Genomic DNA, 12,178 nt, shown 5'->3' on the forward strand with positions numbered 1-12,178 from the left:
TTGAGCTACATTAGTGCAGGAAATATTTAGACCAAGAAATCTATCCAGTTTCCTGCTGTGAAGAGATTGCGACCGGGATCTTTCCAAAAGATTGCCACTCGGATACGTTTGATGAGTTTGTTATTCGGAGCTTTCCACGTAAGTCCCGGGTATAGAGTACCAGAACCATTAGCCCCTTTGAGATCCAAACGCTCGGTTGGTGTAGTCCAGATGTAGCTATCAGCTCCGTAGACAGCAGTTGTTTGCACCTGAAACTTTGCTGTACACTGGGTAGCCATCCCTGACTTTATCTTTGACATACACGTTGGCTGACAATGTGGACGTTCCTCCACCGTCTACGTCAGCAACAGCATAACCGTAAGATGCCATAGCTTCTGACCGAAGACCAGCACTGATGGATTCGGCTTGTGCTCCGAAGTCAAGTCAGTAAAAAGTTGCTCTTGTTACATGGTAGTCACTGTTTTATCCTTATTTTGTTTAGTGAGTGTGTTTGTCTGTTCTATTCACTGTTCAGGAGCTTGTTTCTACCATAGATACAGAATTGAAGATATCCATCAGTAAAACGTCTTGATTTGCGTTAGACGAATGAACTACTTCTATCGAACTTTCGTTGAGTCATCATGCAAGGAGCAATCGAAGTATTAATCTCGATCGCTCCTCACATTCAGTCTGTCAATCAAACCTTTGAAGGTTAGATATTGCTGCATAGCGGCGCAGCAACAGAAGAGGTTAACTAAACCCTGAGCGAGTGGTGATTAGATATCTACCCATGATCCCGCAACGAAGAGATCACGACCAGGATTATCCCGCAGAATCACCAACCGCACTTTGCTGATGTGTTTCTCAAAGGGGTTGAAACCGAAACTGAATCCAGGAATAACCGTGCCCTTTCCAGCAGCCCCTTTGCGATCGAAATGCCTCCCTCCGGAGGTCAAGATGTTGCTGCCATCGGACGGTTTTCCTTGGATCTGGGCGTACACTGGATGTCCATCCTTAAGAATGTCTTTAACACGCAGATTTGTAACGGTAAACGCGTTCGGATTGAATCCTATGCGTTCGACGGAAGCGGAAGCTACTCCATAATCGGCAAATACGCTAGGAAACTTAGTAGGACTACCGCCAGTAGTTGTTTCAGCTTGAGCAGGCGTTAGATCAGTGAAGAGCTGTTCTTGTTGTACGTTGTTCATGATTTTTTCTCCTTTTGTTTGCAATGTATTGTTCCTTTTAGTTTTTCAGAAACCTATATCTACTCTAGAAAAGCACTCAAAAATCACCATCGGCAGAATGTCTTTGCTTAAACTCAGCGAATGGATGACTTCCCTCATACTTTCGTTGACCCACAGACAGCTAGATAAGTTGAAGCGATCGCAGCGTCAGTAACACCATCCGCAGCAAAACAAGATGCCGTTTGATTTCGCCAGTCTTGCCGCAGAATCGCCCATAGCTTTGCATCTTCAAACACTCCCCATTTTCGGACTCTCTGGCGGAGTAGCCCTTCCTGGGTGAACCCATTCTTCTGCAATACCTTGCCTGAAGCTGGATTTCTCACCATGTGGTAAGCATAGAGACGATTGAGATTTAATGTTTCAAATGCGAAACGGAGTACAGGTTTCAAGGCTTCACTCATATAGCCCTGCCCCCACATCTCAACCGCTAGCCAAAAGCTTAACTCCGCTTGAGAATGCTCCAGCTCAATCCCTCGAATCTCGATCATGCCGCAGAATGCTTTTTCAGCTTTGCGCTCAATCACAAACGCCACCGAATGCCCTGCCTCAAATTTAGCAATTTGCTCAGATACATACTGCTCTGCTTCACCTTCTGGATAGGGATGAGGAATCGAGATCATTGCATCGGCAACCTCACGAATGCTCGCGGCAGTCTGAATTGACGGTGCATCTGCATGAGAAATTAGACGTAAAAGCAATCTGTTTGTCCCTAGCTGACGATGTTGCGACATCACTCTTCCTCCCATAATCAAACTTAGGTATGGAGAAAACCCAAAGCTGTGAACTTCTCACACACCTATTGCTTTCTATGGCAATAACCATATTGCCAGTATTAGGATCTGAAACTTCTACCGCTTACTTTTTCTACTGCCTTGACTGCTTCTTGAAAAGTAGCTCCTGTCTTTTCTTGATACAATTTCACAGCTTTGAGCCTTTGACGTGGATCTGCATTAAGAGCAATTTGCTTAACTTCCTCTGGGAAGCGATCGAGTTCTAAGTGATCTACTACTAAATCCATGTAGAACTCAATTCGCTTAAGTCTTCGCTCAACTTTATCTTGATGTTTTCCAAGTATTGAAAAGAGAATGACAAAATTCAAAATAAGTACAAACAGAGTTAAAGCATTCATCTCATATTCTCTCCAGCGTTGTACAACAATTTTGAATTCAACTGTAAATCTTTCTATCTGCTGTCATCATTTTTCAGCTTATTGTCAATTTGTTGAGCTTGATAGTGCAGCACCTATGCCTAGCCCAAAATAAATGATACTTTCAGCATAACTTTGTTTTCTCAACAACCATCTGCTGCTTCTTAAAAAGCTTCTAACCGATCCAGCCAGCACTGCATAAAGCAAGTCAATGAAGGTAGCCAGCCCAACAAATAGAAAGCCAAGCGTTAGCATTTGTAAAGCAATGCTACCTTTGCTAGGATCTACAAACTGTGGCAGAAAAGTAAAGAAGAACAGCATTGTTTTGGGATTAAGTACTTCAACGATTACCCCTTGCCAAAAGATTTTTTGTAAGCTCTCGTACTGCACTGCCATTCTGCACTGAATCTTCTTGAGTGATGAGAGTTTAGAAACACCAAGGTAAATCAAATAAGCTGCACCAAGCCACTTCAAAATGGTGAAGGCTGTAGTAGAAGACAGTAACAGAGTTGAAATACCGAATGATGTTGCAACATGAAAAAGTGTTCCAAGCTCCAGCCCTAGCACAGCTACCATACCTGCTATACGTCCTTGCTTTATGCTTTGGATAGCAGTATAAAGCACAGCAGGACCAGGTATCAGTAAAATGACGATAGATGTTATGGAAAATAAGTACAGTTGAGATAGGTTGGGCATAGTCCCATCCTCTAATCCTTACTTTTGAAATGATTATCGTAGTGCGTGGAATAGCCTGAGGACACTATTCTTCACTCCAAACTACTCCTCCAGCAAACCCTTGGCAGTAGTGAAATAAAGCAGGTGTAACAAAAGAAAGAGCGATCTAGCCAGACATATCGATCGCTCCTCGCATTCAGTATTGATTAGGCTTCTGCTAGTGGGTTGCTGTTACACAAGCCTATAGTCAAGTCACTTAAAAGTTCTTCGTGTTGCATCTTGTTCATGGCTTCTCCTCGCTATTGTTTGGGGCATATTATTTCTTCAGTTTCTCCACGAACTTAAATTCAATATAAAGAAGCAGTTAGGAATCGCCATCAGCAGAATGTCTTTGTTTGGACTCAACGAATGGACTAGTTCTCTCCAACTTTCGTTGAGTACTACTTCCTTGAGCGAAGACCCACTCGGCATAGAGCAGAAACCGGAAGGGATTGAATGGAGTTTGAGCGATCGTTGAAAGATAGTTATAGCAATGTTTCAGCAATGCTACTGTCTACTAATACTGCCAACTCCTGCCTACACCATCTCACTTTTGTTGTGAATCACTGATGTGGGCTAAGACAAAAGTGATAGAAGTGTCGCTATTTCGTTGAGAGTACGATCGAGACATTCTTCAGATGTGCCGTTCAACCTCCTTACGCCAAACTCTACTTATTACTCCGAATTCTCAGGAGAGATATGATGCACTCTCAACACGACAAAGAGCAATTCCTTTACCCCCGAAGCCGCTATTACGGTTCCTACACCGCAGAGAATTTGCTCTTCAACGCCAATCTACAAGAGTTTGCCCACAAGGTATCGATTATCTCGGCACTTCATACGGGAGGTAAACTGTCATCTGAGCAAGCCTACGACCAAATAGAAAAACTCTGGCAGCAGAGAATTTGGGCTTCCGGGTCGGCGTTACTTTCGCAAGCATCGTTTGCCCGATATTAGAACCCACAATGTCCATGTTTATCAGGTCAGTTCGCCTGAAATTGCCCGCCATTTAGCCTTTCGGGATTATATGATTGCTCATCCTGATGCCGCTCAGCAGTACAGTGACTTAAAACGTGAGTTGGCGAAACAGTATCCTCAAGATATTGAAGGCTACATGGATGGCAAAGATGAATTCGTCAAATTGATGGAGAAAAAAGCATTGGAGTGGAAAGCAATGACGCAGACTCATCAGGACTTACTAACGAAAGCCTATGCTGCTTTTAACGATCGCGACATTGATGCCGTGCTTGCAGTCATGCATCCAGAAGTGCAGTGGGCAAATGGCATGGAAGGTGGATATGTCTACGGGCATGAAGCCGTTCGTGATTACTGGACTCGCCAGTGGAAGTTAGTTAATCCCCATGTTGAACCAACAGGATTTCAACTCGATCGCAGCGGACGAGTGGTCGTTGATGTTCATCAAGTTGTGCACGATTTAGACGGGAACCTGATCGTTGACCAAATGGTTCAGCATATTTACACGATCGAGCATGGGTTGATTCGACGAATGGACATTCGGGATGATTCAGTTGAAGCAGAGAATACTTGAGCAGTTATGAACCATTTTTTCACAGCTTCTAATGGAAGGGCGTCAGGTAATCAAATCTGCATCAAACGGTGACTACAATTTTTCCAAGTTGTTCGTTCGACTCCATGTATCGGTAGGCATCCACGATTTGATCAAGGGTGAAGCGTTTCTCGGCAATCAGCGGACGAAATATGCCAGATTGTAATCGTGAATTGATGTAGTGAATGCCCGCCTGCAACCGTTCCGGGTGAGCGATAACGTGGTAGCCGAGATGAAACCCTTGTACCTGAAAGCCCTTGACGATCGCCGGAACCACGGGAAAGACAGGTGTTCCTTCGGCAAGCCAGCCATATTCAAGAATCAAACCTTCAGGAGCAACAATGTCCGCTAATTTTTCCAGGTAAGGTCCGCTTACAGAGTCGAAGACAATAGTTGCTCCCTCGCCATCCGTGATCGCATTTACCTGCTCAATCATATCCTCTTGGTCAGTCACGATCACATGCTGAGCGCCTGCCTTGAGCAACCCTGAGCGCTTATTGTCCTTGCGAGTGATAGCAATACTCGTTCCCCCAGCATCATTAACCAGTTGAATGGCGGCAAGTCCAACGCTACTACTTGCCGCAGTAATTGCAACGACATCACCCTGCTTAAGCTTGCCAAATTCAACTAAAGCGCCGTAGGCGGTCAGATATTGCATCCAAATTGATGTTCCCTCTTCTGGTGAAAATTGGTCTGGATATTTAGCAACATGCGTTGCAGGGACAACAGCGGTGTCACCCGCTACGCCATATTGGTTCAGGCTAAAGCCAGGAATGGTGCTGACACGATCGCCAACTTGAAAGTTAGTCACACCTTTACCAATGACATCAATCACACCCGCTGCTTCATAGCCGATTCGTGACGGAAATCGGGCTTGCTCGGTGTAAGTGTTAGTCCGATACAGCACCTCCGCGCGATTCAACCCCAATGCCTGAACCTGAATTCGCACTTCTCCAGTTTGCGGTTCACGTAGCGCTTCTTCTTCAATTTTCAGAACCTCGGGATTACCAAACTCATAGAATTTCACCGCTTTCGACATGACGGAATCTCCTTTCTGTTGGATGACTGGGTTAGCCTAAAGCTGCTTTTGAAACCGCAAAGCTATCTTCAAATAGCCGATAGCGAACAATTAAGCCATCTTGAATGGTGAACTCGAAGGCAAATTCACTTTCGATGATGTTTCCAGTCTTTTTAAGTCGTGATGCAAATTCGCCCAGCGCGACAGCCTTTTCTCCTTCAACTACGATCGCATGAATTTCAAACTGAATCGGCTGATCTTGTTCTCTCAGTTCACGAATGAAGTCTGCTACACCAACCCGCCCTTTTCTACGACCAATCCAGGGAACCAAATCGACATTGCCAGGGATATGCCAATCGACATCTTCACTAAATAAAGCGGCGATCGCTTCAGGTTCTGCACCGGATTGGATGCGATCGAAATATTGCTTGACGATCGTTCGAGTCTCATCAATGTTTGTTTTCTCACCTTGAAAAACTCGAATACGGTCTTGATCAGCACTCGTGAAATCAGGATCGACGTAGATGTGCATTCGCCGGATCAGTGTTCCGTCAAATTCAAATACACTACAAAAACGACCCTGTGATATAAGACCATCGGGCCATTGGATACCTTGCCGTGTCACCCCACGTTCTGTTCCCTCAACCACAACAGAGTTACCAGAAACAATGTAGTTGAACTTCTCAACATCATGTTCAATGTGTTCCAAATAGTTCGTCATGATTTCTGCAAACTTCACAAGAGATATTTTGCCATGTGCTAAGCCAAACTTTGGAAAAAACATCTGAACATCATCGGTGAAGAGATCGAAAACAGTGTGATTCCTGGCATTTACCCTTCTGAAATAGGTTTTAACGACTTCTTTTCGAGCATTGACATCAATATCAGTAGTCATGGAAACTTGGTTACTCCACATTTATGCAGCAACTAGCTCAGTGATTTTGGCACGAGCAGCCGCGATCGACTCTGCCAACTTTTGTCCACCATATTCATCATTTTCTACATGAATAAAGGTGATATCTGTGATACCCATGAACCCAAACACAGTGACCAAGTAAGGATCATGATGATTCATCGTCTCGTAGCGCCCACCGGGGTGAAAGCCAGAATCGCCGCGTGATTCGACAATGAACATCTTCTTACCTAGCACGAGTGGTTTAAAGACATTGGCAGAATCATTGGGTTCAAAGGCAACGGTTCGCCCAACGCGCACAATTTGGTCAATATACGCCTTGAATCCACTGGGGACGCTGAAGTTGTACATTGGAACACCAATAACGTAGATGTCCGCTGCGAGGAATTCGTCTACCAGTTGATTACTCAAATGGATCGCCTCCTGGAGTTGCGGTGTAAGTTGTTCTGGTGGTGAAAATGCAGCCGCAATCCAGGGTTCATCAACATGAGGAATAGAATTGCGACCAATATCTCGATAGGTAACGGTATCGTTGGCATAAGTCTGTTTCCATTGCTCAACAAACTCTCTGGTCATGCGGCGAGAATGAGAACGTTCGCCACGCGGACTTGCATCAATATGCAATAGATGTGCCATTGTGATAAATCTCCTGTTGAGTTGAAGGATGTGAGGTCGTTACAGATTAAGACGAAATAACTTTGCAATCCTCGTTTACGTCTTATTTGTGCTGAATGGCGATCGCCAGCGGGCGGATCGGTGATGCAGTCGCGCCTCGCAATTTCAGAGGAGACGCAACAAATAAAAACTCATACACCTGCTCCTTTGCCAGGTCTTCCAACCACAGGACTTCCATGATCGAAACCCCTTTCTCAGCAAACAGATAGGCATGTAGAGGCACAAAATTATCAGGGTCTTTGGAAGGAAAGCTTTCAACACCAAAGTTATCTGCTCCCAGCAGCATCGCCCGTTGCTCTTCTACCAGCCATCGGGCTGCTTCCAGGCTCAGACCTGCCTGGTCCGTAAGCTGGTACTTATTCTGGTCGGGCCAGAGGGTCATGAGTCCAGTCCGCACCAGGACTACATCACCTGGACGAAGCGTTGTTCCTTGCTGCTTCAATGCCGCTTGCAAATCTGTCACTGTGATGGCATAAGAGGCTGGCAAATGCGCCACATTCTTGGATTTTGCTACATCAATCAGTACTCCCCGTGCCACGATCGGAGGATATTTGTCCACACCAGATTTGTTCCACCCTCGATCGCCAAGCGCATCATCAGCCTTCACCTGGTTCCAAATCTGCCCACGCAATCCGAAATGGTTAAGCGCATCAAGGTGCGTACCGCTGTGGGTATACATGGAGATGCTGTCACCAGAGTAGGACAACAATTCCTTGTCGGTGCCTCGCGCTGGTGTATGCGTCATCCAGATTTGGAAAGGCGGATCTCCAAAAGCAGCGCAACAGTTCGGCATTCCGACGAACAAGTCCACGCCTAAATCGTAAATCTTGCCGCTAGCAACCTGTTTAAGAATGTCTAACCTGGAGGCATCACTCATCATATTGAGAGTGCCAATCTCATCAGCGGCACCCCACGGACTCTTCTGCGCCACATTCTGAGCAATCCGCGTCTGTACGGGCACGTTCTCCTGCGCCACATTTTTAGTGATTTGTGCCTGCACGGTTGCGTTACCAATGATGAATATGGTGATCGCGCAAATAACGATGCCTATGCCTGCTACTAGCCGTTTCATTGCAGTCTTTCTATGTTTAGTGAATTGAAAACTCAACGCAGCACTTTGATTAGCGCAGCCGCTTCCTCATCTCCGTAAATCGATTACTGTTACGTTACTCATCTTTTCCTCTTGCTGTTTCCTTTAGTTATGCTTGAGCAACTTGAGATTCAAGGTAAGTCGGAAAATCAGTGTAGCCTTCTCGATCAGCGGAAAACCAAACACTTGTGTCGGCGGGTGGATTTAAGGACCAGCCATTGGCAAACCGCTCAACCAGATCCGGATTGCTGATGATCGGTCGTCCAAAGCCAATTAAGTCAGCACTGCCATCTTGAACAGCGGCTGAAGCGGTTTCTTGCGTATAGTCACTATTTGCCATGATTGCGCCCGTGAACACATCGCGAAATTCGCCTGTCCCCATCGGCTCTCCTAGCTGATGAAAGCCGTTGAACTCCAGTCCATCAATCAGAGCCAAGTAACTTAGACCATAGGTATTCAACTGTTGGGCAACATAAAGAAAAGTTTCTCGAAAATCCGGTGAACCCATGTCATTGTAAGTACTGTTTGGAGTCAGTCTTACTCCCACTCGGCTAGCCGGAAATACAGTGAGAACCGCTTCGACAATTTCTTTGAGGAAGCGATAGCGGTTCTCCAAACTCCCTCCATATTGATCCGTGCGCTGGTTGGTTTTCGATTGCAAAAACTCATCGATCAGGTAGCCATAACCTGCATGAACTTCCACGCCATCAAAACCAGCATATTTAGCACGCTGAGCAGCCTGACGATAATCTTCTACGATTAGAGGAATCTCGTTTGTCTCCAAAGCGCGAGGAGTCTCATAGGGTTGCTTGCCAATTGGAGTATGAATGTAGTCATCATTCAGTTTGATGGCAGAGGCAGAAACGGGCAGTTGACCATTCTCCTGAAAACTACTGTGAGACGCTCGCCCAGTGTGCCAGAGTTGCAGAAAAAATGGTGTACCTTTGGCATGAACCGCATCAACAACTGGTTTCCAGGCTTGTGCCTGTTCCTTTGAATAAATTCCAGGACTATTCAGCCAACCATTCGCTTGTTTTGAGATGGTAGCCCCTTCGGAAATGATCAAGCCGACTGAAGCCCGTTGTGCATAATATTCTGCCATTAAAGCGTTGGGTATTCGCTCTTTGCCTGCCCGACCCCGAGTCAAAGGAGCCATTACCACACGATTTTTGAGGAGCAACCCTGCTAAATTAAATGGACTCAGTAGTGTTGCAGCCAGTGTTTGAGTGATCATGTATTCTCATCTCAACGTCACTCTTTCAGCTTAAGTAGATCCTCCCTATTCAACTATCAAATTCCTGTATAACTATCAAAATCCTGCAATCAGTTTTCAGACTACTCAATCAAACCACTCTGAAAGTGAATAGAATCAGAATTAGACACATTGGGTTTGCATGATGAAGACATTTTTTACCTATCCGTCTGAAACAACTGACCCACCCATCTTGTCAAGTCAAGCTCAAGGTTGGGACAATATTCTGGTTGAGCAATTTCAGCACCCGCCAGGTGAGGAAAAGAGCCATTTCAACGAGGAACACTCCATTTGTTTGTCTCTGGCTTCCCGTCCAGTGCGCTTACTGCAAATCAAGGGCAGCAGAACCTATGTGGGGTTGCAGTCCAAAGGGGATGTTTCGCTCACGCCTGCCAAGGTTCCGTCTTATTTCCGTTGGGAGAGTGACGATAGTTGTTTGCAAATTCGCATCGCGTCACAGTTCATTCAAAACGTTGCTAGGGAAACAATCGCCACCGCTCCCGATCGCCTTGAATTGCGTCTGGAATTTCAAACTCGTGATCCCCAACTTGAGGCGATCGGCATGATGTTGCTGGCTGAACTCAAGCAAGAAAACCCCGGTGGCAAACTTTATGTTGAGTCCCTGTCTAATGTCTTAGCAATCCACTTGCTGAGACAATATGCGGCACCGAACTCTCGTCTGATTGTTTACGAGAGTGGTTTATCTGAGCGGCAAATTCTACAAGTCGTTGAGTACATCAACGAACACCTCCATCAAGATATTAAACTGTCTGACCTGGCTGCACTACTGAGTATCAGCGAATCTCATCTCAGTCATCAATTCAAACAATCAATCGGCATGACTCCCTATCAATATCTGCTGCAACAACGGATTGAACGAGTAAAACAGCTATTGAGAGAAGGCGATCGCTCCATCATGGACATTGCTTTCCTCTGTGGATTCAACAGCCATAGCCATTTGAGTAAACAATTTCGGCAATTGACAGGCATCACTCCAAAACAATATCGACTCGATCAATCCTTTTGATACTCAGATGAGTAGGTCGATTGCTCATGCCATTGACGTAGCGGATCCTGTTTTTTGAAAGCGTGTACCACCGATTACTAAAAGTTTCATACAAGAATTTCCCCCTGATATGAATTTGGGAATGCTCGACGTTGGGATGGAGCTTTAGCGGATGTAAAAATTCTGCTCCAACCACTGCCGCACTTCTTGCTCAGAGCTAAATCTGGCAAAGCGATCGCGAATTGGATCATAGGCTTGCCAATAAACTTGACCAAAACGATCGCGTTTCTGCCAAATTTGTGGTTCGTTAGAAGCGGGTGTGGATACAGCATCCCAAACAAAAAGTAGAACGGATTTTAATCCAAGGGCGATCGCTCCAAACATTTCCCTCAAACTTTTGGAGGTAGCGGATGGATAAATGTCTTGGTCTTTTTTCTCTGACTTGCAGGAATGACAAGTGTTCATGACAGTCTCCCTTTAAACTTTTGCGAGTAGTGGATAATCCAGATAGCCTTTCTCACCACGAGCATGGAAGGTAGTGGGGTCAGGTGAGTTGAGCGCTGCTCCCAAACGGAATCGTTCCACCAAATCAGGATTGGCGATGAAGGGAACACCGTAAGCAATTAAATCCGCTTCACCGTTGGAAATCGCTGCCTCCCCAAGTTCGGCATCATAACCACCACCAACTACCAGCACACCGTTGTAAGCCTCTCGGATGACAGGTGTATAGCGATCGTCCTCAGCCGCAAGTTCATGTCCTGGCAACGGTTCAAAAACATCGAGAAAAGCCAGATTAAATGCATTCAATGCCTCAGCCACATAGGTAAACGTCGCCTTTGGATCGCTGTCTCGCATATCGTTGTACCCATGATTGCTGGGCGAAAGCTTAATTCCAACGCGATCGCTGCTCCAGGCATTGACAACGGCTTCTGTCACTTCCAACAAAAATCGGGCGCGATTGGCAATACTACCGCCATAGGCATCGGTACGCTGATTGACTCCATCTTTAAGAAATTGATCAATGAGATACCCGTTGGCAGCATGAATTTCGACACCATCAAAGCCAGCGTCCTGCGCTCGTCGGGTTGCGGTGGCATATTGCTGCACGACCCCTGGAATTTCATCAAGCTGTAACGGACGAGGGGCGAGGTAAGGCTTTTTACCTTTTGGCGTGTGGCTGTAACCATTAATCGCGATCGCAGAAGCGGATACAGGTAATTCACCTCCCGGTTGAAAATCAGGATGGGAGGCCCGCCCCGTATGCCAGAGTTGCAATACAATCCGTCCCCCCTGACGATGAACCGCTTCTGTAATTTTCTGCCAACCTTGAACCTGAGCATCCGTGTGGATACCAGGAGACTGATCCCAACCCGCAGCCTGTTCTGAAATTTGTGTAGCTTCGGTAATAATCAGTCCAGCCCCAGCCCGTAGTGCATAATACTCCAGCATCAGATCATTTGGAATTCGCTCTGCACCAGCCCGTCCACGGGTCAATGGAGCCATCACAATGCGATTTGGAAGATGAATTGCACCCACTTGAAGGGGTGAGAAAAGTTGTTCAAGGGACATC

At 45.9% G+C, this 12,178-nt stretch carries 14 protein-coding genes; 3 read left to right on the plus strand and 11 right to left on the minus strand.

Going from position 1 to position 12,178, the window contains the following annotated elements:
• Nucleotides 1-755: 755 nt before the first annotated feature.
• From HJG54_RS25160 to HJG54_RS25175, 4 genes are all read right to left on the minus strand, one after another.
• Nucleotides 756-1,187, minus strand: coding sequence for a hypothetical protein (locus HJG54_RS25160; protein ID WP_316431964.1), 432 nt, complete (start codon nt 1,185-1,187; stop codon nt 756-758).
• A gap of 134 nt (nt 1,188-1,321) precedes the next feature.
• Complete coding sequence (locus HJG54_RS25165; RefSeq protein WP_316431965.1) at nt 1,322-1,957, minus strand: GNAT family N-acetyltransferase; 636 nt, start codon at nt 1,955-1,957, stop codon at nt 1,322-1,324.
• Between the two features lie 101 nt (nt 1,958-2,058).
• Nucleotides 2,059-2,355: a hypothetical protein gene (locus HJG54_RS25170; RefSeq protein ID WP_316431966.1), complete on the minus strand. Its 297-nt coding sequence runs from the start codon at nt 2,353-2,355 to the stop codon at nt 2,059-2,061.
• Nucleotides 2,356-2,439: 84 nt separating this feature from the next.
• A complete protein-coding gene (locus HJG54_RS25175) occupies nt 2,440-3,069 on the minus strand; it encodes a LysE family translocator (RefSeq protein WP_316431967.1) in 630 nt (209 codons plus the stop codon).
• A gap of 717 nt (nt 3,070-3,786) precedes the next feature.
• Between HJG54_RS25175 and HJG54_RS25180 the strand changes: the two genes are divergently transcribed.
• Both HJG54_RS25180 and HJG54_RS25185 read left to right on the plus strand, forming a co-directional pair.
• A complete protein-coding gene (locus HJG54_RS25180) occupies nt 3,787-4,044 on the plus strand; it encodes a DUF7219 family protein (RefSeq protein ID WP_316431969.1) in 258 nt (85 codons plus the stop codon).
• Entirely contained in the window at nt 4,031-4,636 is a 606-nt protein-coding gene (locus HJG54_RS25185) for a GrpB family protein (protein ID WP_316431970.1), read from the plus strand. The genes HJG54_RS25180 and HJG54_RS25185 overlap by 14 nt, the downstream gene beginning before the upstream one ends.
• Nucleotides 4,637-4,697: 61 nt before the next feature.
• Here the strand turns inward: HJG54_RS25185 and HJG54_RS25190 are convergent, their stop codons facing one another.
• From HJG54_RS25190 to HJG54_RS25210, 5 genes are all read right to left on the minus strand, one after another.
• A complete protein-coding gene (locus tag HJG54_RS25190) occupies nt 4,698-5,693 on the minus strand; it encodes a zinc-dependent alcohol dehydrogenase family protein (protein ID WP_316431971.1) in 996 nt (331 codons plus the stop codon).
• A gap of 31 nt (nt 5,694-5,724) precedes the next feature.
• Complete coding sequence (locus HJG54_RS25195; RefSeq protein WP_316431972.1) at nt 5,725-6,567, minus strand: nuclear transport factor 2 family protein; 843 nt, start codon at nt 6,565-6,567, stop codon at nt 5,725-5,727.
• Between the two features lie 21 nt (nt 6,568-6,588).
• Nucleotides 6,589-7,221 (minus strand): FMN-dependent NADH-azoreductase, encoded by a 633-nt coding sequence (locus HJG54_RS25200; RefSeq protein ID WP_316431974.1) that lies wholly within the window; start codon nt 7,219-7,221, stop codon nt 6,589-6,591.
• A gap of 82 nt (nt 7,222-7,303) precedes the next feature.
• The gene (locus HJG54_RS25205) at nt 7,304-8,332 is read right to left on the minus strand and encodes a cyclase family protein (protein ID WP_316431975.1); all 1,029 of its coding nucleotides are present in this window, start codon (nt 8,330-8,332) and stop codon (nt 7,304-7,306) included.
• A 127-nt stretch (nt 8,333-8,459) separates the two neighbouring features.
• A complete protein-coding gene (locus HJG54_RS25210; RefSeq protein WP_316431977.1) occupies nt 8,460-9,584 on the minus strand; it encodes an alkene reductase in 1,125 nt (374 codons plus the stop codon).
• A 160-nt stretch (nt 9,585-9,744) separates the two neighbouring features.
• Between HJG54_RS25210 and HJG54_RS25215 the strand changes: the two genes are divergently transcribed.
• Nucleotides 9,745-10,629, plus strand: coding sequence for an AraC family transcriptional regulator (locus tag HJG54_RS25215; RefSeq protein WP_316431978.1), 885 nt, complete (start codon nt 9,745-9,747; stop codon nt 10,627-10,629).
• A 144-nt stretch (nt 10,630-10,773) separates the two neighbouring features.
• Here the strand turns inward: HJG54_RS25215 and HJG54_RS25220 are convergent, their stop codons facing one another.
• Nucleotides 10,774-11,073: a hypothetical protein gene (locus HJG54_RS25220; protein ID WP_316431979.1), complete on the minus strand. Its 300-nt coding sequence runs from the start codon at nt 11,071-11,073 to the stop codon at nt 10,774-10,776.
• A 12-nt stretch (nt 11,074-11,085) separates the two neighbouring features.
• Nucleotides 11,086-12,177 (minus strand): alkene reductase, encoded by a 1,092-nt coding sequence (locus HJG54_RS25225; RefSeq protein ID WP_316431980.1) that lies wholly within the window; start codon nt 12,175-12,177, stop codon nt 11,086-11,088.
• Nucleotide 12,178: the final 1 nt, after the last annotated feature.

Source organism: Leptolyngbya sp. NK1-12 (assembly GCF_032598965.1).
Taxonomy (GTDB): domain Bacteria; phylum Cyanobacteriota; class Cyanobacteriia; order Elainellales; family Elainellaceae; genus Elainella.

Coding starts and splice junctions, on each gene's coding strand:
- HJG54_RS25180 (WP_316431969.1), top strand. CDS start 3,787: ATGATGCACTCTCAACACGACAAAGAGCAATTCCTTTACCCCCGAAGC.
- HJG54_RS25205 (WP_316431975.1), bottom strand. CDS start 8,332: ATGAAACGGCTAGTAGCAGGCATAGGCATCGTTATTTGCGCGATCACC.
- HJG54_RS25200 (WP_316431974.1), bottom strand. CDS start 7,221: ATGGCACATCTATTGCATATTGATGCAAGTCCGCGTGGCGAACGTTCT.
- HJG54_RS25160 (WP_316431964.1), bottom strand. CDS start 1,187: ATGAACAACGTACAACAAGAACAGCTCTTCACTGATCTAACGCCTGCT.
- HJG54_RS25210 (WP_316431977.1), bottom strand. CDS start 9,584: ATGATCACTCAAACACTGGCTGCAACACTACTGAGTCCATTTAATTTA.
- HJG54_RS25165 (WP_316431965.1), bottom strand. CDS start 1,957: ATGTCGCAACATCGTCAGCTAGGGACAAACAGATTGCTTTTACGTCTA.
- HJG54_RS25220 (WP_316431979.1), bottom strand. CDS start 11,073: ATGAACACTTGTCATTCCTGCAAGTCAGAGAAAAAAGACCAAGACATT.
- HJG54_RS25215 (WP_316431978.1), top strand. CDS start 9,745: ATGATGAAGACATTTTTTACCTATCCGTCTGAAACAACTGACCCACCC.
- HJG54_RS25175 (WP_316431967.1), bottom strand. CDS start 3,069: ATGCCCAACCTATCTCAACTGTACTTATTTTCCATAACATCTATCGTC.
- HJG54_RS25170 (WP_316431966.1), bottom strand. CDS start 2,355: ATGAATGCTTTAACTCTGTTTGTACTTATTTTGAATTTTGTCATTCTC.
- HJG54_RS25225 (WP_316431980.1), bottom strand. CDS start 12,177: ATGTCCCTTGAACAACTTTTCTCACCCCTTCAAGTGGGTGCAATTCAT.
- HJG54_RS25190 (WP_316431971.1), bottom strand. CDS start 5,693: ATGTCGAAAGCGGTGAAATTCTATGAGTTTGGTAATCCCGAGGTTCTG.
- HJG54_RS25195 (WP_316431972.1), bottom strand. CDS start 6,567: ATGACTACTGATATTGATGTCAATGCTCGAAAAGAAGTCGTTAAAACC.